The organism is Enterococcus songbeiensis (assembly GCF_005405265.1).
Classification (GTDB): domain Bacteria; phylum Bacillota; class Bacilli; order Lactobacillales; family Enterococcaceae; genus Enterococcus_C; species Enterococcus_C songbeiensis.
In genome coordinates, this window is record NZ_BJDS01000006.1 from 1 (window position 1) to 23,332 (window position 23,332).

Below are 23,332 nucleotides of genomic sequence, written 5' to 3' on the forward strand. Positions count from 1 at the left end.
GGCGTGACAATCAAACTAATTTTTCAATAAGAAAAATTAATTCTATAAAAGGAACAAGGAGGAGAAAAATGTCGATTTTTAGAAAGTTAGGTTGGTTTTTTAAGCAAGAGAAGAAAAGCTATATCGTGGGGGTCACCTTCCTGATTTTAGTTGCGGTGGTGCAGTTGGTTCCCCCTAAAGTAATCGGAATCATTATTGATGAAATTGCAGAAGACAATATTCATTTAAATATTATCGTGTTTTGGGTCATTATTTTGTTGGTTGCGGCAGTTGCGGTTTATGTCTTCCGCTACATTTGGCGAACCAATATTTGGGGAAGTGCCGCACGGTTGGAAAAAGATTTGCGCCGGCAACTTTTTGATCATTTTACAAAAATGGACCATGTATTTTATCAAAAATATCGTACCGGTGATTTAATGGCGCATGCCACCAACGACCTGAATGCGATCCAAAATGTGGCGGGGGCTGGAATTCTGACCTTTGCGGATTCCTTTATTACCGGCAGTATGACCATCGTTGCCATGATGCTGTTTGTTGATTGGCGCCTAACATTGATTGCATTGATTCCACTGCCTTTGTTGGCGTTGACTTCACGAGTGCTGGGTTCACGATTGCATGATGCTTTTCGGGAATCTCAGGAAGCCTTCTCTACCATCAATGACAAAACGCAAGAAAGTATCACTGGAATGAAGGTAATCAAAACCTTTGGACAAGAACAGGAAGATTTAGCAGATTTTAGTTTGAAAATCGATAATGCCATCAGTAAAAATCGGCGGGTTAATTTTCTTGATGCGCTGTTTGATCCCTTTATCACGTTGATTATTGGTGTTTCTTACGTGATTACGATTATTCTTGGCGGAAAATTTATCATGGAAGATACCATCACCATCGGGCAGTTGGTTTCCTTTATCAGTTATATTGGTATGTTGGTATGGCCAATGTTTGCCATTGGTCGGTTATTCAACGTCCTAGAGCGGGGAAATGCCAGTTATGACCGGGTTTCCGGACTATTGGGAGAAAAAACCCATATCGTTGAGAAAAAAGATGCTGTTAAAACAACTGCAGAAGGTGCAATTAATTTAGACGTTGCATCCTTTACTTACCCGGATGATGATCATCCAACCTTGGAGCAAATCAAGTTCACTATTCAAAAAGGGGACACATTGGGAATTGTTGGGAAAACCGGTGCTGGTAAAACAACGATTTTAAAATTGCTGATGCGGGAATATGACGATTATGAGGGGAAAATTATTTTTGGCGAGCATGATGTGAAAAATTATTCGTTGAATGCGTTGCTGCATGCGATTGGTTATGTTCCTCAAGATCATTTTTTATTCTCCATGACGATTCGTGACAATATTCGCTTTGCTAATCCGGCGTACACCCAAGAAGAAGTTGAAACAGCTGCTTCTTTGGCAGTAATCAATGAAGATATCAAAGGGTTGCCGGAAGGATACGATACGCTGGTGGGGGAACGCGGGGTTTCTCTTTCAGGGGGACAAAAACAACGGATCTCAATTGCTCGAGCATTAGCAGTCGATCCAGAGTTGTTGATTTTGGACGATGCTTTATCTGCCGTCGATGCCAAAACGGAAGAAGCGATTTTGCACAATTTAAGAGAATACCGAAAGAACAAAACAACAATTATTTCTGCTCACCGTTTAAGCAGCGTCATGCATGCCAAACAGATTATCGTATTGGATGAAGGACGAATCATTGAACGAGGCACCCACAGCGAATTGCTGGCATTGAATGGCTGGTACCGCAGAATGTGGGATAAACAGCAGCTAGAAGCAAAAATTGAAGGAGGAGAATAATGGAACAACATCAATCAGAGTGGACGAAATCAATTCCCTTCAAAGAACAAAAAACGATCATCAAGCGATTATTCGTTTTTGCACGTCCCTTTCGCAGCACCTTTTTTGTAGCAATTCTTTTTGCTCTTGTGTTATCTGTTGTCAACGTTATTTTGCCGCGGATCATCCAAACGTTTATGGATGATTACTTGACTGAAAAAAACGCAACGACACAAATCATTTTGTTTTTTGCCGGGCTTTATCTCTTTGGCGTAATCGTTAAAGCAATCATCTGGTTTTTCCAATGGTTTCTTTATTCGATGGCTTCCTTGAAAACCTATCAGTATATTCGAGTAAAACTATTCGAAAAATTGCATACGTTAGGGATGCGCTATTTTGATCAAACCCCTGCCGGTTCAATCGTATCGCGGGTGACCAATGATACGGAAACACTTTTTGAGTTCTGGTATGTCTTTTTAATGGTATTGACAGGGATTTTTGCAGTAATTTCCTCTTTTATCGCCATGTTTCAAATCAGCCCTAAAATTGCATTGGCAAATCTTTTATTTTTGCCGATTTTATTAGTGGTCATATGGTACTATCAAAAATTCAGCTCCCGAATTTATCGACAAATGCGGGAAAAGTTGAGTCAACTAAATACGAAACTAAATGAATCAATCTCAGGAATGCAAATCATCCAACAATTTCGTCAAGAAGCTCGCTTGAATCAAGAATTTGAAGAAATCAATGATGATTACTTGAAAACCCGATTCGCCATGATTAAAACCAACTCACTTTTGTTGGCACCAATCATTAATTTTCTTTATGCGATCGCCATTGCTTTGTCATTGACGCTTTTCGGATTTGACGCCTTACATTCTCCTGTTGAAGTAGGGTTGATTTACGCCTTTACTACTTACGTTCAGGGCTTTTTCAATCCCATGACGCAAATGATGGACTTTTTGAGCGTCTTTACCGATGGAATGGTGGCAGGCAGCCGAATTCTAAAAATCATGGATAATGAAGAAGCGACACCACAACAAAATGCCGATGCAAAAGAAGTTATCCAAGAAGGAGAAATCGAATTTCGTCACGTAAGTTTTTCTTATGACGGCAAAAATAATGTGTTGAATGATATTTCGTTTGTTGCCCGACCTGGAGAAACTGTGGCACTTGTTGGTCATACCGGTAGCGGAAAAAGCTCAATCATCAATGTTTTGATGCGTTTCTATGAGTTTAGCGAAGGACAGATTTTGATCGATGGAAAAGACATCCGTGAATTTCCAATCGAAGAAATTCGTAAAAAACTTGGCTTAGTTCTGCAAGATGCGTTTATGTTTTACGGGGATATCTCCGACAACATTCGTTTGCTGAATAAAGAAATCTCTGACGAACAAATCGAAGCAGCTGCCCGTTTTGTTCAAGCAGATCATTTTATTCAACAACTTCCTGGCGGCTACCATGCCAAAGTGATTGAAAGAGGTGCCAGCTATTCCAGCGGACAACGGCAATTGATTTCCTTCGCCAGAACAATGGTGACCGATCCTAAAGTGCTGGTTTTAGATGAAGCCACTGCCAATATCGATACAGAAACAGAAGGCTTGATCCAAGAAGGATTGGCAAATATGCGGCAAGGGCGAACAACGATTGCTATTGCTCACCGTCTCTCAACGATTCGCGATGCTGATTTGATTCTCGTATTGGACAAAGGAAATATCGTGGAACGAGGCAATCATAGTGAGTTACTGATGCAAGATGGTTTGTATGCGGATATGTACAAATTGCAAAGTAGTGAGGTATAATTTGCAAGAGTTGATTTTGTTAATAATTGGAAAAGCTTCAAGCAGAAGATTAGACAGAATGGCAAAACTAAACTAAAGTTAACTTACAAATTATAAGTGGGGGATTTTTTAATGTATGATGTAATCGTAATCGGTGCCGGACCTGCCGGAATGACAGCCGCACTTTATGCTTCTCGATCAAATCTATCCGTGTTGATGATTGAACGAGGAGCACCTGGCGGACAAATGAACAATACCGCCGAAATCGAAAATTATCCGGGATTTGATTCCATCATGGGACCAGAACTCGCTATGAAGATGTACGAAGGTGTTTCCAGATTTGGCACAGAAAATGCTTATGGAATCGTCCAAGACGTCGTAGATCATGGCGCGTATAAAGAAGTCTTCACTGAAGATGAAAGCTACAAGGGCAAAACCGTGATCGTAGCTACTGGCTGTGTACATCGCAAGCTAGGCGTTGCCGGTGAAGAAGAATTTGCCGGTCGCGGCGTTTCTTACTGTGCGGTTTGTGATGGTGCCTTTTTCCGCAATAAAAAATTATTAGTCATCGGCGGTGGTGATTCAGCAGTAGAAGAAGCAATTTATTTGACTCAATTTGCTTCTGAAGTCATCATTGTTCACCGCAGAGAAGAATTGCGAGCACAAAAAATCATCCAGGACCGGGCATTTGCCAATGAAAAAATTTCTTTCATGTGGAATTCGGTAGTAGAAGAAATAGAAGGCAATGAAATGGTTGTCACAGGCGCAAAGATTCGCAATGTCAAAACCAATGAAGTTCACGAAGAAAGTGCGAACGGAATCTTCATCTATGTAGGATTGGACCCACTGTCTGGACCAGTTAAAAACCTAGGCGTCACAAATGAAGCCGGCTGGATTTTGACGGATGACCAAATGCGGACTTCCATCCCTGGTGTTTTTGCTATCGGTGACGGACGGGAAAAAACGTTGCGTCAAATCACAACAGCAGTTGGTGAAGGCGGAATCGCCGGTCAACAAGTATTTAATTATTTAGAAGAACAAAAAGAACATCCTGAGAATATCGCCGCAAAATAAACGAAAAGTATCTGTTGATTTCAGCAGATACTTTTTTTGTTCTTTAAGGAGTTTGCAGTGGTTTTGTTGGCGTGTACAAAAAGGCGTGTTATACTTAAAGGGTGAAATTAAATGAAAGAGGTGTTATTTCATGTCTTGGGAACAAGTGTATGAACAGTGGATAAACGATGCCAATTTAGAAGAAACACTAAAAAAACAGCTAGGTGATTTACAAGAGGATCCAGAAAAATTAGAGGATGCCTTTTATGCGCCGTTGGAATTTGGAACTGCCGGTATGCGGGGCATCTTAGGACCGGGAATCAACCGAATGAATATTTATACTGTCCGTCAAGCAACGGAAGGATTGGCGCTATTTATGGATGAACAAGATCCAGAAACACGTCGCCGTGGGGTTGCAATCGCTTATGATTCGCGCCATTTGTCACCAGAATTTGCGATGGAAGCAGCAAAAACTTTGGCAAAACATAATATTCCTACTTATGTTTTTGAAAGTTTGCGTCCGACGCCGGAATTGTCTTTTGCGGTGCGCTATTTGAAAGCATTTGCTGGAATTATGATTACTGCTTCTCACAATCCTGCAGCCTACAATGGCTATAAGGTTTATGGGGAAGACGGGGGGCAAATGCCACCAGCTGATGCGGACCGTTTGACAACCTTTGTCCGTTCAATTATCAATCCATTGGAAATCAATGTATTGTCAGATGAAGAAGCAGAACATAGTGGATTGATTCATATTATCGGTGAAGATGTCGATCTTCCTTATTTAAAAGAAGTAAAAACGGTAACGATTAATCAAGAATTAATCAATGAGATGGGTAAGGAATTAAAATTGGTGTACACTCCATTGCACGGTACCGGAAAAATGTTGGGAGAAAAGGCATTGCAACAAGCCGGTTTCGAAAAATTTGTCATTGTTCCAGAACAAGCAGAGCCAGATCCCAATTTCCGTACCGTTCATTCGCCTAATCCGGAAGAACATTCGGCCTTCGAATACGCCATCAAATTAGGAGAAAAAGAAGATGCAGATCTTTTGATTGCTACTGATCCAGATGCAGACCGTTTAGGTGCAGCCGTTCGTTTGCCTGATGGTACTTATCAAGTTTTAACAGGAAATCAACTAGGTGCATTGATGGTTCGTTATATTTTAGAGGCCCACAAACAAGCCGGAACATTGCCAGAAAATGCAGTAGTATTAAAATCGATTGTTTCCAGTGAATTGCCAACAGTGATTGCACAAAATTATCAAGTGACAATGCTAAATGTTTTGACTGGTTTTAAATTTATTGCTGAAAAAATCAAGCAATTTGAAGAAGATCATTCTCATACTTTCATGTTTGGTTTTGAAGAAAGCTACGGCTATCTAGTAAAACCCTTCGTTCGGGATAAAGATGCGATCCAAGCATTGGTTTTATTAGCCGAAGTTGCCGCTTATTACAAGAAACAAGGCAAGACACTTTACGACGGTCTCCAAGATATTTTTGAAGAATATGGTTTCTTTAGTGAAAAAACGATTTCTGTTACTCTTAGTGGCTTAGATGGCCCAGCAAAAATCAAACAAATCATGAATAAGTTCCGAGAACAAGCACCTTCTTCCTTTGCCGGAGTTCCTGTTGTACAAACTGAAGATTTCAAACAATTGACACGAGTGGGCTTAGACGGTAACATGCAAAAGATGACTACACCGCCATCAGATGTTCTGAAATATATGATGGAAGATTCTAGCTGGATTGCCGTTCGTCCTTCCGGAACAGAACCAAAAATCAAATTCTACATTGGTGTAAAAGCTGACTCAGAAACGGCAGCAACACAACGAGTGGCTGCTTTGGAAGCCGCTATCAACAAAATCACGAATGACTAGCAAAAAGCCGTAGACGGAATTGGAAAATCAAAATCCGCTGCGAATAGTTTTTTGAAATGATTGAAAGAGGGAAAAACATGGACCGATATTCATTAGCAGATGTCGAAAAAATCAGCCAATTATTCAAAGTGTTAAGCGATCCTACTCGGTTAAAAATTTTGATGTCGCTAGATGAAGGGGAACGCAACGTGACTTCTATCGCAACCGTTGTTGCAATGGAACAATCGGCTGTTTCCCATCAATTGAAACTTCTGCGGGAAAAACGAGTGGTAAAAGCACGCCGCGAGGGGAAAACCATGTTGTATAGTTTAGATGATAATCATGTGATCGATATTTTAGAACAAACACTAAAACATATCCATCACCAATAAAAAATTGGGGCTTTTCTTTTAAGAAAAGCCCTAGTTTTTTTGAGTCAATTTTGGTATGCTAGATAAAATTAGATGAGAAAAGAATGAATGTGTTTTAATATCATTATTAGTTAAGGAGGCATTGTATGAAGAAACTAACAATCGGAATCCTCGGTTTAGGAGTCGTTGGCACAGGTGTTCTAACGATTTTAGCGGAACAGCAGGAACAGCTTCGACAGCGGGGAATTGATTTGACGATTACAAAAGCGTTGGTGCGTAAAGCAGAAGACAAAACGGACCTTGCAAAAAAATACCATATCCAATTGATCCATGATGCCGAAGAAATTTTGACAGATCCTGCCATTGATATTGTTGTGGAGGTAATCGGCAAAATCCATCCTGCCAAAGAATTTATCACAACGGCTTTGAAAAACGGCAAACATGTAGTGACTGCAAACAAGGATCTTTTGGCACTCCACGGGGAAGAATTGTCGCAACTTGCCCAGCAGCAGGATTGTTTTCTTTACTATGAAGCAAGTGTGGCGGGAGGTATTCCGATTTTGCGCACTTTGCAAAACAGCTATCTCGCAGATGAAATCACTGAAATTAGTGGAATTATCAACGGTACGACTAATTATATGTTAACTCAAATGAAAGAAAAAAAATTGTCCTACGAAGAAAGTCTGAGCCAAGCGCAACAGTTAGGCTTTGCAGAATCAGATCCGACAAATGATGTGGATGGTTTCGATGCGGCCTACAAAACCATTTTATTAACGGCATTTGCCTTTGATATGTCACTTTCTTTTGAGGAGCTTACGATTGAAGGAATCCGAGATATCCAAAAAGAGGATATTCGCACCGCCAACCGATTGGGGTATGAGATAAAACTAATTGGTCGAGGGCAACGAATTGGAGATGCAGTTTATGCAGAGGTGGCTCCGATGTGGGTTCCTCAACATCATCCTTTAGCCACAATTCGCAATGAATTTAATGGTGTTTTTGTTAAAAGCCGTGGTATCGGTAGTGGAATGTATTATGGACCTGGGGCAGGCGCGCGACCGACAGCCACCAGTGTTGTAACGGATTTGGCAACTATTGCAGAAAATCTACAAGCAGGACTTCCCAAGCTGCCTTTTTATGGAACGCTGGGACCAAAGAAATTAGCAGCTGCCGATAAAGTACTTTCTCGTTACTATTTGTCGTTTTCACTTTCAACAGAAGAGATGCCTCAGCTACGGCAACAATTAGCAGCAGCAAAGATTACCGGCACAGAAGTTTTGTCGCCGGATGATCCCACTCGATTCGTTTTGCTGACGGATCCATTGACAGTCACACAGGTACAATCGATCAATGTGGACGCAAACCTTGATCGTCGAATGAAAATATTGGAGGAATAGCCATGTATGAAGGATTACTAAAAAAATATCAAGCGTATTTACCAATCACCGATAAAACACCACAGCTTTCTTTAGCAGAAGGGAATACTCCTTTGATTCCGCTAACTAGTTTATCTAAAGAACTGGGAATTAATTTATATGGAAAATATGAAGGCTTGAATCCCACCGGATCTTTTAAAGACCGTGGAATGGTTATGGCGGTAGCAAAAGCTGTAGAAGAAGGGGCAAAGGCAATTATTTGTGCTTCTACTGGAAATACCAGTGCAGCCGCCGCAGCCTATGCAACAAGAGCCGGTATCAAGGCATACGTTGTCATTCCTGATGGCAAAATTGCAATGGGAAAATTGGCACAGGCAATTATTTATGGTGCCGATATCATTTCCATTCCCGGCAACTTCGATGAAGCATTGAAAGCCGTTCGTGATATTGCAAAAACAGAAGCTGTTGCTTTGGTCAACTCTGTCAATCCCTATCGATTGGAAGGGCAAAAAACCGCCGCTTTTGAAGTCTGTGAACAATTAGGAAAAGCTCCCGATGTGTTAGCAATCCCAGTAGGTAACGCGGGAAATATTTCCGCTTATTGGAAAGGATTCAAAGAATGGCACGAAAAACAAGGCACCGCATTACCAAGAATGCATGGATTTGAAGCAGAGGGTGCCGCAGCAATCGTCAAGGGACAAGTAATCGAGCAACCTGAAACTGTAGCGACAGCGATTCGAATCGGCAATCCAGCAAGTTGGAAATTAGCTGAAGCCGCTCGTGACGAATCAAATGGCTATATCCATTCAGTTACAGACGAAGAAATTCTCAATGCTTACCGTAAAGTAGCCAGCCAAGATGGTGTCTTTGTTGAACCGGGATCAGCAGCATCTCTTGCTGGTGTAATCCAACATGTGAAATCTGGAAAAATCAAACAAGGTGAAACTGTTGTTGCGGTCTTCACTGGAAATGGATTAAAAGATCCCGATACTGCTATCAATGCAACAAATACGATCATCCACAAAATGAGTGATGTAGAAGAAATGCGCAGCCATCTTCGTGAAGGAGTGGCAAAACTATGAAAATCCGCGTGCCGGCAACAAGTGCCAATCTAGGTCCGGGTTTTGACTCTTGCGGGATTGCGTTAAATCGCTATTTGGTTATTGAAGTGATCGGTCAAAGTGAAGAATGGCAGATCGACCACAATTTATCTGACGAAATTCCCAGCGATGAAAAAAATCTGCTGATTGAAATTGCACGACAGGTCGCGCCGGAGCTTACTCCCCATCGCTTGAAAATGACCACGGATATCCCAGTTGCTCGCGGCTTGGGCAGCAGTTCTTCCGTAGTAGTAGCAGGAATCGAGCTGGCCAATCGTTTGCAGCACTTGAATCTGACAGAAGAGGAAAAAGTAGCATTGGCTACAAAATTTGAAGGACATCCTGACAATGTGGCACCCGCCATTTGTGGCGATTTTGTCGTAGCAAGTTCGTTGGAAGGAGAGACCGATTACGTCAAACACTATTTTCCCGATTGTGGGTTCATCGCATTTATCCCAAATGAAGAGCTTTTGACAAAAGAGAGCCGACAAGTTTTGCCGCGGGAATTGCCCTTTGCAGAAGCGATTAAAGCCAGCAGTGTTGCCAACGTGATGATCGCTGCCGCAATCAAAGGGAATCTTCCCCTTGCTGGAAAAATGATGGAGCAAGATCGGTGGCACGAACCTTATCGTCAGCGACTCGTTCCCCATTTGCCTGCTGTGAGACAGGTTTGTCATGAAGAAGGGGGATATGGCTGCTTTTTAAGCGGCGCAGGACCCACCGTGATGGTATTAGCTTCAACTACCAAAAGCGAGAGAATTATCAGCCGTTTGAAGGAACTATCCTCTCATGCTGCAGTTGAATTTTTACAAATCGATCGAGAAGGTGTTCAAGTCTTTTAAAAAAAGAACTGTCTGCAGAATTTCCAACGGTTATCTGTTGGTTGTCTGCAAACAGTTCTTTTTTAATTGTCATTGGATTCTGTAACAAAGTAGCTGTGGTCTTCTAGATCCAGAGCATTCATGATTAAGGAAGCTGTTTCTTCGATGGAAAGAGTCGCTACATTAATGACTACACACCCTAATTTTTGGTAGAGGTCGTTTGCAAATTCTAATTCTGCCCGAATTTTTTCAATATCGGAATAGGCAGTATCTGGATTCAGACCATACGAACGCATCCGTTCCTTACGAATACTGTTCAGCACGTTTGGATCATTCGTCAAACCGACAATTTTCTTTGGATCAACTTCCCATAGTTGCTTGGGGATGTGGGCTTGCGGGACCAGCGGTAAGTTGGCGACCTTCAAATTTTTATTTGCCAAAAACAAACTTAAGGGTGTTTTTGAGGTGCGGGAGACACCTAACAAGACAATGTCGGCTTCTAAAAAACCGCGGGGATCTTTGCCATCGTCATATTTGACAGCAAATTCCATCGCTTTGATCCGTTTAAAATAATTCTCATTCAGGTGATGCAGTGCACCAGGTTCTCTGGAGGGAGTGATTCCGCTACGTTTTTGGATTTCCAGTACAACCGGATTTAAAATATCAAGACTAAATAACTGGCTTTCTTCACAAAATTCCTTGACGATAGTCACCAATTCTTCGTTAATCATGGTGTGTAAGACCAAGGCATTCTGTTTTTTTGCATCTGCCAAAGCTTTCAGCAATGTTTCCTTGTCATTGACAAAGGTTCGGCGAAAAAGATTGAATTCAACTGTCGAGTATTGGGCCATTGCCGCTTGTGCTAATTTGGTTGCCGTTTCTCCAGCGGAATCGGAAATTACAAAAAAGGTTAAAATTTGTTCCTCATTCGTCATTTTGCAAAAACCTCACTTGTTTTTTTAGATAATCTATTATACCATACAGAAGAGATTTAATTCGTAATCATTCTGATTTAGGAGGAGCGAAAAAATGGCAGTTCAAACGTTACTCGACCATGCAATGACCACATTAAAAAAAAGCGGGTTTAAACATACCAAAAAAAGAGAAGCAATGATTACCTTTTTAGTCAAACGCAATCGCTATGTGTCTGCTCGAGAAGTACACGAGCATATGACGGACTTATTTCCAGGTTTAAGCTATGACACTGTTTATCGAAATTTGCATGATTTTGCAGAAATTGATTTATTGGAAGAAACCGATTTGAACGGAGAGATGAAATTTCGGTTTCATTGTTATCAAGGACATCATCACCACCATCATTTTATTTGTACCGTCTGCGGAAAAACAAAAGAATTGACGATTTGTCCCATGGATTTTTTTGAGGAACAATTACCCGGATGCAAGATTGAAGGACACCGATTTGAGATTTTAGGTCGTTGTGAGGCATGTCAATCGTAATTTTTTGCAGAAAAGACCGATTTAGGCGAAAGTATTTGCAATTTTTCGTGGAATATCTTGACACCCAAATTTTACTTGGTTATAATTTTTTAAGGACAGTCTTGTTTTTTGAGATTAAAATTTCAATGACAAAAACGGTTACTTTTTAGGCTCGGAGGGAGGGAATTTACATGTCAAAAACAGTGGTTCGCAAAAATGAATCTCTTGACGATGCTCTTCGTCGCTTCAAACGTTCCGTGTCAAAAGCCGGTACTTTACAAGAATCTCGCAAGCGTGAATTCTATGAAAAACCTAGCGTACGACGCAAGAAAAAATCTGAAGCAGCTAGAAAACGCAAAAAATTCTAGTTTTCGGCTACTTGAAGAACTGGAGCTGGTAGTGTGTCACTACTAAGTACACTGAACGATGATATGAAACAAGCGATGAAAGCAAAGGATAAGGACAGATTGCAGGTGATTCGCATGTTGAAAGCCGCCGTTCAAAACGAACAGATCAAAGCGAGTCGCGATTTGAATGAGGAAGAGGAATTGACGTTATTGTCTCGTGAGATGAAACAACGTCGTGATTCGTTGACTGAGTTTGAAAAAGCAGGTCGTGAAGATTTGGCAGAAAAAGTGAAAACTGAAATTGCTATTGTTGAACAATATCTTCCTGCACAACTTTCTGAAGAAGAAATTCGTCAAATCGTTGCTGCAGCGATCGAAAAGACTGGTGCTGCTTCACCAAAGGAATTTGGTAAAGTCATGGGTGCTGTGATGCCGCAAGTGAAGGGCAAAGCAGACGGTAACCAAGTCAATGCGATCGTCAAAGAGTTATTACAATAATTTCGTTGATTTGTGAATTGGGACAAGGATCAATTGATCTTTGCCCCAATTTTTTTCTTTCTCACGTGGAGTGACGCGCAGAGAAAAGGGAATATTTTTCTTTTACATAGAGTGTGGTATTATTGGGGAGTAAAGATCAGCAAAGGAGATGCACCTATTTGACAGAAGAAACGACTTCTCTGGAAATAAAATTAACAGAGGCCGATGACATCAGCATGTTGTTAGGCGCTCATGACAATCATATCAAATTGATTGAAGAATATACGGAAACGACGATCCGTTCTCGGGGAGAAATGATCCAACTTGAGGGAACGAAGGAATCAGTCAAAAAAGCAAAGGCAGTGATTCAAGCATTACAGACCTTAATCAATCGAGGAATTCATGTAGGAACGCCAGATGTCGTTGCTGCTTTAAAAATGGTTGAAAAAGGCAGTCTTGATTTTTTTATTGCCATGTATGAAGAAGAAATCCTAAAAGACCGGACCGGCAAACCTATCCGGGTAAAAAATTCGGGACAAAAAAAATATGTAGATGCCGTTCGTTCCCACGACGTTGTTTTTGGTGTAGGACCAGCAGGAACCGGAAAAACATTTCTAGCGGTAGTTTTAGCGATTGCTGCGTTAAAAAAAGGCGAAGTGCAAAAGATCATCTTGACCAGACCTGCCGTAGAAGCCGGAGAAAACCTGGGCTTTTTACCGGGAGATTTGAAAGAAAAGGTCGATCCTTACTTACGTCCGGTTTATGATGCACTGTATCAAATTTTCGGTGTGGATCATACCAATCGACTGATGGAGCGGGGAATCATCGAAATTGCACCGTTGGCCTATATGCGGGGACGGACTTTAGAGGATGCCTTTGTAATCTTAGATGAAGCACAAAATACCACGATTGCCCAAATGAAAATGTTTTTGACCCGGTTAGGGTATCAATCTAAAATGATCGTTAATGGCGATACCAGCCAGATCGATTTGCCAAAAGGCGTGATGAGTGGTCTGGTACATGCGGAAAGAACGTTGCAACCTATTAAAAAAATTGCTTTTGTCAATTTCGAAGCTGGGGATGTCGTTCGTCATCCAGTCGTTGCAGAAATCATTGAAGCCTACGATAAGGCCAGTTTAAAAAGCGATACGAAGTAATTGAGAGATTCTCAGGAGGTGAGAAGATGATTATCAAACCCCTTCAAAAAATTCGTGAAAAACTCGGGAAAGCTTATTTGCCGCTGTTGTTCCTTCTTTTTTTCGGCAGTCTTTTTTTGACACTTTTTACAAGTGTGAAGCAAAAAAATGTTGATTATCAAGAAGGTCAGGTGGCAAGTGAAAGTATCCGGGCAAATAAGACGATTGAAAACACGGCTGCCACAGAACAAAAGCGCAAGCTGGCTGCCGAGGCGGTCACGCCGGAATATACCTATCAAGAGGATCTGGCAAATACGCAGCACGATCGAATCTCACAGCTTTTTACCTTGATTCGACAAGTCAAAACAAATTTGGCCGAGGATTATGAAAAAGCGCAAAAAGATGCCAAAGAAGGCACAACAATCCCTAAACCAACCGTGGATGAACACGTGGCAGCGCTAAAAAAAGAATTTGAAAAAATGGATGCAGAGACCGTTGCCTTTTATCAACGAATCTCCAGCCAATTTTATCAGCTTATTTTTACGCTGACGGATACAGATGTTTCAACGGTTGAAACCAATGCGCTGTCAATTCTTGATCGGGAAATGGGCAAACAAATTCGAGAAAGTGATTTGGAAGGAGCAAAAAATCAAGCTTCTGAATCGGTTTCTAAGCTTTCTACCAGTGACAATAATCAACGAGCAATCAATTATCTATTGGATCAAGGAATCGTCATCAATGATTTCTTGAATGAAAAACGGACGGAAGAATTGCGGGACGCTGCCCGTGATGCGGTTCAGCCGGTGATGATTTATCAAGGTGAAATTTTGGTTCGGGAAGGTTCTCAAATCGATGCTACTGTGATTGAAAAACTAAAATTGTTAGGTTTGACTAGTCAAAACACATCAATTTTTCCAATCGTTGCCATGATTTTAGCCCTTCTTTTACAAATTGCGGTTATGGCGTACTTTGCCCGTCAATTTCACGGGGATGAGTCTAAAATGAACGCATTGACGTTTTATGCCGTTGCAATGGTGTTCAGTATTGTTTTAATGAAGTTTTTCCAAATTTTTCAAACGGAATTGATCCCTTATATTCCGTTGTTTTACCCGGCAGCGTTTGTTCCGTTGGTCTTGAATTTCTTTGTCAATCGACGAACGGGAATTTTAGCTGCGATGTTTCAGGTGATCGCTTCTTTGTTTATCTACTATGACGCGATTGGAACGAATCTGTTGACAATCATTTTAATCTCCTATCTTTTTTCAGGGATGATGGGGGCGATTGTTAAGCGGGAGCGGATTTCAAAACAAGGCTGGCCGGCAGTAATGTGGATCATCGTGTTTCCTTTCTTGATGACCTTGGTATTGATCGTCTTCCAAGGGATGAATTTTTCTGATTCAAAAACCTGGATGACAGTTATCTGTGGTTTGGCGGGAAATATTTTATCCTTCTTATTGACGATGGGTTTGCATCAGTATATTGAGCTACTGGTCACGGATAACAGTGTGATCGTGCTTAATGAACTTAGTAATCCCAATCATCCGTTATTGAAACAACTTCTGGAAGAAGCACCGGGAACCTATCACCACAGTATGATGGTGGCAAATCTCAGCGCAAATGCAGTTGCCGAAATTGGCGGACGCTCATTATTGACCCGAGTCGCTTGCTACTACCATGATATTGGCAAATTGAAACATGCCAATTTCTTTGTTGAAAATCTGCCGGCAGGAGCAGAAAATCCTCATAATTTTCTGCTCCCAGAAGACAGCAAACAAATTATTTTTGGTCACGTTATCGATGGTGCCAAAATTTTAGAAGAAGAAAAAATGCCGCAAATGGTCATTGATATTTGCCGCCAACATCACGGAACAACCTTGATGAAGTATTTCTATATCAAAGCACAGGAACGCAATCCGGAAGTTACTGAGGCAGAGTTTCGGTATCCCGGTCCCAAACCGCAAACGCGGGAAGCCGGTATCGTAAACATCGCAGATAGTTGTGAAGCAGCAGTGCGGGCGATGGATAATCCAACGAATGAAAAGATTCGAGCTTTCGTGCATAACCTAATCGTGGATCGTATTTTAGATGGTCAGTTGGACGATACTGGATTAACTTTGAAAGAAATCAATCAGATTGAAAAATCACTGGTTAACGGATTGTGCAGTACCTTCCATTCTCGGATTAAATATCCAAAAATGAAATCCGAAGCGGAAAAAATGAAAGAAGAACAAGAAAGAAGCGAAGAATAATGGAAATTACCTTTATGGATGAAACAAATTCTGTTTCCGAAAACAAAATCCACGAGATTGACGAGCTGCTGCAATTTGCCGCAAATTATTTGGAACTTCCGGAAAACACTGAAATGTCCGTGACTTTCATGGATAATGCGGCAATTCAGGTAATCAATCGTGAGTATCGCGGCAAAGATGCACCTACTGATGTCATCAGCTTTGCGTTGGAGGAAACCGGCGAGGGTGAGGTTCCGGTGATTTTTGAGGAAGAAGTTTCTCTGCCACGAGAATTGGGCGATATTATGATATCAATCGAACGCGCCCGGGAACAAGCCGAAGAATATGGTCACAGTTATGATCGTGAATTGGGCTTCCTAGCCCTACATGGCTTCTTGCACATCAACGGGTACGATCATATGGTCCCAGAAGACGAGAAGGTCATGTTTAGCCTACAGAAAGAAATCTTAGATGCCTATGGACTCAAACGATAGAAATACAAAGAAGAATAAGAACTTTATAACTTCGGTTGAATTTGCTTACACGGGGATTAAAACTGTATTTAAAGAAGAACGAAATATGCGTAAGCATGTGGTATTTGGTCTGCTGGCTTTGATTGCCGGAATTATTTTTCAACTTAGCCGAATGGAGTGGCTTTGGCTGCTCGCAGCCGTGTTTCTTGTTTGGCTTGTAGAGATTATCAATACGATTTTTGAAAACATTGTCGATATGTTTACGGACTTTCACTTTCATCCCATCGGAAAAAAAGTGAAGGATATGGCAGCCGGGGCAGTTTTATTGACGGCACTTTTTGCGATTGTGGTGGGAATGATCCTTTTTCTACCTAAACTTTATCTATGGATTTTTCATTAAGAAATGAGGAAAAAAATGTCAGAACATAAATCAGGATTTGTAGCGATTGTGGGGCGACCTAACGTTGGCAAATCAACCTTACTCAATCGAATCGTGGGACAAAAAATCGCTATCATGAGTGATAAAGCCCAAACGACACGAAACAAGATTCAAGGGGTGTATACAACACCAGAAGCACAGCTTATTTTTATCGACACACCGGGAATCCATAAACCTCAGCATCGTCTTGGAGATTTTATGGTGGAAGCAGCTTACAGCGCTTTGCGGGAAGTGGATGCCGTGCTGTTCATGATCAGTGCGGATCAAAAGCGGGGACGCGGGGATGATTTTATTATCGAACGGCTAAAAAATGTGAGTTCACCCGTTTTCTTAGTTATTAATAAAATTGACAAGGTCCACCCAGATGATTTGTTAGGAATCATTGAGGATTATTCCCAACAAATGCCTTTTGCCGAAGTCGTGCCGATTTCCGCAACGGAAGGCAATAATTTTGAAACATTGATGGATACTTTGATGCTTCATATGCCGGATGGCCCCCAATATTTTCCTGAAGATCAAATTACGGATCACCCGGAATATTTTATTGTTTCGGAATTGGTTCGGGAAAAAGTTCTATTGCTGACACGAGATGAAGTTCCTCATTCCGTCGCAGTTGTGGTGGACTCAATGAAGCGAAACGAAAATGATAAAGTTGGAATCCAAGCGACGATTATTGTCGAACGAGACAGTCAGAAGGGCATTATCATCGGTAAGGGTGGAAAAATGTTGAAGCAAATCGGCACAAAAGCCCGGAGAGATATTGAACAATTATTGGGAGATAAAGTCTTTTTGGAGCTTTGGGTCAAAGTGCAAAAAGACTGGCGGGACAAACAGCATTACTTGCAGGATTATGGCTATCGCAAAGACGAATATTGATAGGAGTGTGGGGTGAGTTATTCAGCATCCCATGCTTTTTTTAAAGGAGAATGACATGCAGCTTTCTGAAACTAAAGGATTGATTCTTTTTTCACGAGACCATAAAGAAAAAGACAAGTTGGTCAAAATTTTTACAGAATCTGCCGGCAAACAAATGTTTTATGTTAAAGGAGCCCACAAAAAAAATAACCCGCTGACGCCAGCATTAATGAATTTTACCGAAGCAGTCTATTTTGGCACCATTCGAAGTGAGGGACTTTCTTTCCTGGATGGCGCCAAAGAGGTGCAGCCTTTCCATAAAATTCAGGAGGATATTTTTTTAGCAGGTTATGCAACCTATATGCTGAACTTAGTAGACGCTGCGATTGAAGATCGATTATATGATCCCCATCTGTTTCATTTTACTGAACAGGGACTAATACAAATCAATGAAGGTGCCGATCCCGAGATCATCTGCAATATTTTTGAAGTGCAGCTGTTAAATCGTTTCGGAATTTCACCGATTTGGGATCAATGTGCCATTTGTGGAGAAACAACGGGAAAATTTGATTACTCGTCAAAATACAACGGTGTCCTGTGTGAACGACACTGGGGAAACGATCCTCACCGTTATCATGCTGATGCTCGCGGAATCCATTTTTTGCGACTATTTGCCAAAATTTCTTACGATCAGATCCAATCGATCCAAGTAAAGCCGGAGACCAAACAAGCCATCCGTAAGATTCTTGATGAATTGTATGAAGAATATGTCGGTTTGCATTTAAAAAGCAAAAAATTTATCGATCAAATGCATGATTGGGAGAAGATGTTGAAACCACCGGAGGAGAAATTGTAACCTATTTTGCTGAGGATGTTGACTTGCTGCTAGTTAAAATCTATACTAATTTTGCTACGTAAATTCGTACAAAATATTATAGTTCGGTATGCAAAGCAACGGCTCTGTAATAAAACGTACCGCTGATAGGAAATATCGCACTAAAAGATCGAAGGGATCTGCAAGGATGAAAAATGTAAAAAAATACAAATGGTTGGTTGTTGGTACAATGGCGGCAGCAGTATTATTGTTGGGTGGCTGCTCCGGAAGTAACGGAGCCTCAGGCAAGACGACAAAAACAACGGCAAAAACGGTGTCGTTCGTTGAAGAAGCCAAAGGAAAAGGAACCTACGTATGGGTACAAGCCGCTGCCAATGAGAATGATGGCTTTCAAATTAGTAAAGATGATACCGTCAATGAAATCTATGTATTAGATAATGGAAAGATAGTTTGTTACCAGATTCAAGATCCCGATGTAACGCTTGGATCCGTCAGCAAATTAAGTGACAAAGAAACAATCGCACTTGCTAAAAAGCAAGATAAAAAGTATTTTGATATCTCTTCAAAAGAAGTACAAAACTTCATTGATGGCGACGATAGCACGAATCGAGTAGGTCAACAAAATGATTTGTGGGGCGACGAAAATATCAAAAATTTGCTTTACGGTTGGGGAACCTTGCATTATCTTGGAGATAAAGGCAGTGAAAAACGCAACGGTGTAGACTACGTGACGTTTTCTAATGTAAAAATCATCACGCCAGAAGCGGATGAGAAAATGCAACATCTTAGTGACGATGATGCGGATGAAAATGCTCCTTTTGGAATGTTAAGTGAGTTCAGTTATCTTATGAAACCAATCTCTGAAGACAATGCAGTCATAACGAAGTATATGGGTGAGGGACTACTGGCAAACATGAAGGAAGTAAAATATCATGCGCCTAAAAAGCAAAAGTTGACGGATTATAAAGAAACAACGGATAATACAGGGAATACCATTGAATCTCAATCAATTTCCTATCAAGCGATTGATTATTTCGAACCAACTCCCTTTGAAGAAAATGTCTATCAGGCTTTCAAAGACGATTCGGTAATGACAGAGTATGCAGAATTAGTTGCTAATGGTGGTCTCGATTACAAGCCGGAAGAAGCAAAGAAGTTGGCTGATCAAATCTTCACAGAGAAAACAGCTAAAACACTCACAAAAGGTGTCTTTGATTACTATACTTGGTCCAAAACTCTAACATTAGGCGCTTCAGCAGATCAAACAATCTATGATTCTCGTTACATTGGTTATGCAATCAATTCTGATCCGGGGGCAGTTCCGGAAAACTACCTATTGACAAAAGCACAGGTTGACGGACAGGAAGCAGTTTTAAGAAATAAATAATCAATATAAAAGAGTTTTTATTGAAATTTCTCGCAAAAAAGTATTCATCCAGTCTCTACTTCAAGGAGGCCCCGTTTATGAGTGCTTTTTTGTTTTCCCTCGTTTCTTCGTTTGATAGAAGCTTTTCTATTTTAGTTCATCAGGTAAAGGCTTGGTAGAAGTAATGCTTAGTTGAAAATGGACGTTGTTTAATTAAATGTTAATTTTTTAGGAAACATCAGTTGCAACGAGACCGGGAACACATGATGGGATTCTATTGACAAATCTTACGATTGAGGGTATTCTTTATTCAACATTAATTACAGCGTTGATATAGAATAAGTAGCTTGCAGGTATTGATTCAAAGCGATTCTGAGACAGTGGAAGTCAGAAAGTCAAGTGTAGGTGAAGGCACTATGGAGCTGTTTAAACAAAGCTGCCGAGGAATTCTCGGAAGTAGGGTGGAACCGCGAATTTTTTCGTCCCTATGTCTATTTATAGACATAGGGACTTTTTTATTTGTAAAAATTTTCGGCACATAGAAAATAAATAGTTCAGGAGTTAAGAAGGGAGCAAGAAAATGAAAACAAAAATGACCGTTCAAAACATTATTTTAACACTGCAAAAATTTTGGTCAGACAATGGGTGCATGTTGATGCAGGCCTATGACACAGAAAAAGGGGCGGGAACCATGAGCCCGTATACTTTTTTGCGGGCGATTGGACCGGAGCCTTGGAATGCGGCTTATGTAGAGCCTTCTCGTCGTCCGGCAGACGGCCGTTATGGAGAAAATCCGAATCGGTTGTACCAACACCATCAATTTCAAGTAGTGATGAAACCATCACCAGAAAATATTCAAGAACTTTATTTGGAAAGTTTGCAACTTTTAGGGATTGATCCATTAGAACATGACATCCGTTTTGTTGAAGACAACTGGGAAAATCCTTCGATGGGGTGTGCCGGCTTAGGCTGGGAAGTTTGGCTGGACGGAATGGAAATTACCCAATTTACCTATTTCCAACAAGTGGGCGGACTGCCTTGCAAACCGGTAACGTCAGAAATTACTTATGGCTTGGAACGTTTGGCCTCATATATTCAGGAAGTCGAAAGTGTCTATGATCTGGAATGGGCGGATGGCGTAAAATATGGCGAAATTTTCAAACAACCAGAATATGAGCATTCTAAATATTCCTTTGAAATCAGTAATCAAGACATGTTGCTAGAAAATTTTGATAAATTTGAAGCAGAAGCAAAACGCTGTATCGATCAAGACTTGGTGCATCCAGCCTATGATTACATTTTAAAATGCAGCCATACCTTTAATCTGCTTGATGCGCGGGGGGCTGTTTCCGTGACAGAGCGTGCAGGTTATTTGGCACGAATCCGTAACATGGCTCGGGCGGTAGCGAAAATTTTTGTTGCCGAACGGAAAAAACTAGGATATCCCTTGTTGGATCCTGAGGTTGCCGCAGAACTAATCAAGGAGGAAAAATAAAATGGCGAAAAATCTATTGCTTGAAATTGGTTTGGAAGAAATTCCTGCACATATCGTCACCCCAAGTATGCAACAGTTAGAGAATAAAATCGTTGCCTTTTTAGCGGATCATCATTTAGCCTTTGAAACAATTCGGGCATTTTCAACTCCGAGACGGTTAGCAATCCATGTGACCAATCTTGCTGAAAAACAAGAAGATACCCAAGAAGAAGTGAAAGGTCCAGCGAAAAAAATTGCTTTGGATGCAGAGGGAAACTGGACAAAAGCTGCCCAAGGATTTGTTCGGAGGCAAGGAGTGACGACGGAAGCAATCACCTTTAAAGAGTTAAAGGGTGTGGAATACGTCTATGTTACGAAAAAAACCAAAGGAAAAACAGCGAAAGAAGTGTTAACTGGGTTGAAAGAAGTCATCACAAGTCTGACTTTCCCAGTAACAATGCATTGGAGCAACTATGATTTCACCTATATTCGTCCAATTCATTGGATTGTAGCGCTTTTAGATGAGGAAGTCATCCCTTTTGAAATTTTGGATGTCAAAACCAACCGTCATTCCCGCGGGCACCGTTTTCTTGGTGAAGAGGTAACTTTTGCTCATGCGGATGAGTATGAAACAAAATTAGCAGAGCAATTTGTGATTGCTGATCCTGTGAAGCGGAAAAAAATGATTACCGATCAAATCCAAGTTATTGCAGAGGAAAATAAGTGGGTTATCGCGTTGGATGAAGAGTTGTTGGAAGAAGTTGCCAATCTAGTGGAATATCCAACTGCTTTTGTCGGAAATTTTGCGGAAAACTATCTTTCTGTTCCAGAAGAGGTATTGGTTACTTCCATGAAAGAGCATCAACGGTATTTCGATGTTCGTAATTCAGAGGGCTTGTTGTTGCCGCATTTTATTTCCGTTCGTAACGGTGATCGTGTAAAAATCGATAACGTGATTAAAGGAAATGAAAAAGTTCTGACAGCTCGTTTAGAAGATGCGGAATTTTTCTATAAAGAAGATAAAAAATTAACGATTGATCAATGCGTGGAAAAATTAAAACATGTTACTTTCCATGAAAAAATCGGCAGTATCTATGAAAAAATGCAACGGGTTGCTGTTGCCAGCCAAATCATCGGTGAAACGGTCGGCTTGTCTGATGCAGAATTAACGGATTTAGCCCGAGCAGCTGAAATCTACAAGTTCGACTTGGTTACCAATATGGTGGGAGAATTTCCTGAATTGCAAGGAATCATGGGTGAAAAATATGCGCTATTGCAAGGAGAAACATCGGCTGTTGCCCAAGCAATTCGCGAACATTATTTACCAATTTCCAGCGAAGGGGAATTGCCAGAATCAGCAATTGGTGCAGTATTAGCTATTGCCGATAAATTGGACAGCTTGTTCTCCTTCTTTGCAGTGGGAATGATACCAAGTGGTTCCAACGATCCGTATGCATTGCGTCGTCAAACCTATGGTATCGTGCGAATCATCGAAAACAAAGGCTGGCGTTTCCCAATCGCGGCTTTGCAAGAAGTGATTGACGAAAAAATTAATCAAGATGAAGCATTGTATGGAATCAAATTGGAAAAGGGTCAACAGGAAGTCATTGATTTTATCAAAGGACGTCTGCGTCAATTCCTGACAACCAAAAACATTCGTCATGATGTAATTGATGCTGTAATCAATGCGGAACAAAAAGATATGACTCAATTATTCGCAGCGGCAAAGATGCTGCATACTCATTTGGAAGATCAAGATTTTAAACCATCGATTGAAGCGTTGACGCGTGTAATCAATTTAGCTAAAAAAACGGAAAAAGCTGAAATCAACGAAGCACTGTTTGAAAATCAAGCAGAAAAAGAATTGTATCAAGCAGTCGCACAATTGGAAACGAAATTTGCTCAACAAACAATGGAAGAAAATTACGCTGCATTGACAGCGTTGCGACCATTGATTGAACAATATTTTGACGAAACCATGGTAATGGTGGAAGACGAAGCTGTACGGAATAATCGTTTGGCACAATTGCAAAAAATTCGAAAAATGGCTTTAGCAGTTGCTAGTTTGGATGCCTTAGTCACAAAATAAAAAAACCCGTGACTCCCATA

The 23,332-nt window shown here is 40.9% G+C and carries 21 protein-coding genes; 20 read left to right on the forward strand and 1 reads right to left on the reverse strand.

All coding sequences use genetic code 11. The annotated features are described in order from the left end of the window. The first annotated feature begins 68 nt into the window (after positions 1-68). The 8 genes from FFM66_RS04100 to thrB all read left to right on the forward strand — a co-directional run bounded on the left by FFM66_RS04100 (position 69) and on the right by thrB (position 10,177). Entirely contained in the window at positions 69-1,817 is a 1,749-nt protein-coding gene (locus FFM66_RS04100; RefSeq protein ID WP_137605062.1) for an ABC transporter ATP-binding protein, read from the forward strand. Continuing rightward, positions 1,817-3,598 carry an ABC transporter ATP-binding protein gene (locus FFM66_RS04105; protein WP_137605063.1) on the forward strand — a complete coding sequence of 594 codons (1,782 nt, stop codon included), beginning with the start codon at positions 1,817-1,819 and terminating at the stop codon, positions 3,596-3,598. Before FFM66_RS04100 ends, FFM66_RS04105 begins: the two co-directional genes overlap by 1 nt. 111 nt (positions 3,599-3,709) lie before the next feature. Continuing rightward, positions 3,710-4,651 carry a thioredoxin-disulfide reductase gene (gene trxB / locus FFM66_RS04110; protein WP_048604937.1) on the forward strand — a complete coding sequence of 314 codons (942 nt, stop codon included), beginning with the start codon at positions 3,710-3,712 and terminating at the stop codon, positions 4,649-4,651. A 130-nt stretch (positions 4,652-4,781) separates the two neighbouring features. Continuing rightward, positions 4,782-6,509, forward strand: coding sequence for a phospho-sugar mutase (locus tag FFM66_RS04115; protein WP_137605064.1), 1,728 nt, complete (start codon positions 4,782-4,784; stop codon positions 6,507-6,509). 77 nt (positions 6,510-6,586) lie between these two features. Beyond that, on the forward strand, positions 6,587-6,880 hold the full coding sequence (locus tag FFM66_RS04120; protein WP_048604939.1) for an ArsR/SmtB family transcription factor: 294 nt from the start codon (positions 6,587-6,589) through the stop codon (positions 6,878-6,880). A 125-nt stretch (positions 6,881-7,005) separates the two neighbouring features. Further along, positions 7,006-8,256 carry a homoserine dehydrogenase gene (locus FFM66_RS04125; protein ID WP_137605065.1) on the forward strand — a complete coding sequence of 417 codons (1,251 nt, stop codon included), beginning with the start codon at positions 7,006-7,008 and terminating at the stop codon, positions 8,254-8,256. 2 nt (positions 8,257-8,258) lie between these two features. Next, positions 8,259-9,317, forward strand: a complete 1,059-nt coding sequence (gene thrC, locus FFM66_RS04130; RefSeq protein WP_048604941.1) for a threonine synthase — start codon at positions 8,259-8,261, stop codon at positions 9,315-9,317. After that, positions 9,314-10,177: a homoserine kinase gene (gene thrB / locus FFM66_RS04135; RefSeq protein WP_048604942.1), complete on the forward strand. Its 864-nt coding sequence runs from the start codon at positions 9,314-9,316 to the stop codon at positions 10,175-10,177. The genes thrC and thrB overlap by 4 nt, the downstream gene beginning before the upstream one ends. Before the next feature lie 62 nt (positions 10,178-10,239). On the opposite strand, the gene FFM66_RS04140 is transcribed toward thrB, so the two are convergent. Beyond that, positions 10,240-11,091: a pyruvate, water dikinase regulatory protein gene (locus FFM66_RS04140; protein ID WP_137605066.1), complete on the reverse strand. Its 852-nt coding sequence runs from the start codon at positions 11,089-11,091 to the stop codon at positions 10,240-10,242. 94 nt (positions 11,092-11,185) lie between these two features. On the opposite strand from FFM66_RS04140, the gene FFM66_RS04145 reads away from it, so the two are divergent. The 12 genes from FFM66_RS04145 (at position 11,186) to glyS (ending at position 23,312) form a co-directional block, all read left to right on the forward strand. Then, entirely contained in the window at positions 11,186-11,614 is a 429-nt protein-coding gene (locus FFM66_RS04145) for a Fur family transcriptional regulator (protein ID WP_048604944.1), read from the forward strand. A gap of 170 nt (positions 11,615-11,784) precedes the next feature. Then, complete coding sequence (gene rpsU / locus FFM66_RS04150) at positions 11,785-11,961, forward strand: 30S ribosomal protein S21 (protein WP_002287321.1); 177 nt, start codon at positions 11,785-11,787, stop codon at positions 11,959-11,961. A 33-nt stretch (positions 11,962-11,994) separates the two neighbouring features. Then, the gene (locus tag FFM66_RS04155; RefSeq protein WP_048604945.1) at positions 11,995-12,438 is read left to right on the forward strand and encodes a GatB/YqeY domain-containing protein; all 444 of its coding nucleotides are present in this window, start codon (positions 11,995-11,997) and stop codon (positions 12,436-12,438) included. A gap of 158 nt (positions 12,439-12,596) precedes the next feature. Next, entirely contained in the window at positions 12,597-13,574 is a 978-nt protein-coding gene (locus FFM66_RS04160) for a PhoH family protein (protein WP_137605067.1), read from the forward strand. 26 nt (positions 13,575-13,600) lie between these two features. Further along, positions 13,601-15,802 carry an HD family phosphohydrolase gene (locus tag FFM66_RS04165; protein ID WP_137605068.1) on the forward strand — a complete coding sequence of 734 codons (2,202 nt, stop codon included), beginning with the start codon at positions 13,601-13,603 and terminating at the stop codon, positions 15,800-15,802. Continuing rightward, complete coding sequence (ybeY, locus tag FFM66_RS04170) at positions 15,802-16,275, forward strand: rRNA maturation RNase YbeY (protein ID WP_048604948.1); 474 nt, start codon at positions 15,802-15,804, stop codon at positions 16,273-16,275. The genes FFM66_RS04165 and ybeY overlap by 1 nt, the downstream gene beginning before the upstream one ends. Then, positions 16,259-16,654 carry a diacylglycerol kinase family protein gene (locus FFM66_RS04175; RefSeq protein ID WP_171000791.1) on the forward strand — a complete coding sequence of 132 codons (396 nt, stop codon included), beginning with the start codon at positions 16,259-16,261 and terminating at the stop codon, positions 16,652-16,654. Before ybeY ends, FFM66_RS04175 begins: the two co-directional genes overlap by 17 nt. 15 nt (positions 16,655-16,669) lie before the next feature. Further along, on the forward strand, positions 16,670-17,569 hold the full coding sequence (era, locus tag FFM66_RS04180; protein ID WP_137605069.1) for a GTPase Era: 900 nt from the start codon (positions 16,670-16,672) through the stop codon (positions 17,567-17,569). 55 nt (positions 17,570-17,624) lie between these two features. Further along, a complete protein-coding gene (recO, locus tag FFM66_RS04185; protein ID WP_137605070.1) occupies positions 17,625-18,404 on the forward strand; it encodes a DNA repair protein RecO in 780 nt (259 codons plus the stop codon). A 166-nt stretch (positions 18,405-18,570) separates the two neighbouring features. After that, positions 18,571-19,770 (forward strand): hypothetical protein, encoded by a 1,200-nt coding sequence (locus FFM66_RS04190; RefSeq protein WP_137605071.1) that lies wholly within the window; start codon positions 18,571-18,573, stop codon positions 19,768-19,770. Positions 19,771-20,329: 559 nt separating this feature from the next. Beyond that, positions 20,330-21,244, forward strand: coding sequence for a glycine--tRNA ligase subunit alpha (gene glyQ / locus FFM66_RS04195; RefSeq protein WP_048604953.1), 915 nt, complete (start codon positions 20,330-20,332; stop codon positions 21,242-21,244). 1 nt (position 21,245) lies between these two features. Beyond that, entirely contained in the window at positions 21,246-23,312 is a 2,067-nt protein-coding gene (gene glyS / locus FFM66_RS04200; protein WP_137605072.1) for a glycine--tRNA ligase subunit beta, read from the forward strand. Positions 23,313-23,332 lie beyond the last annotated feature (20 nt).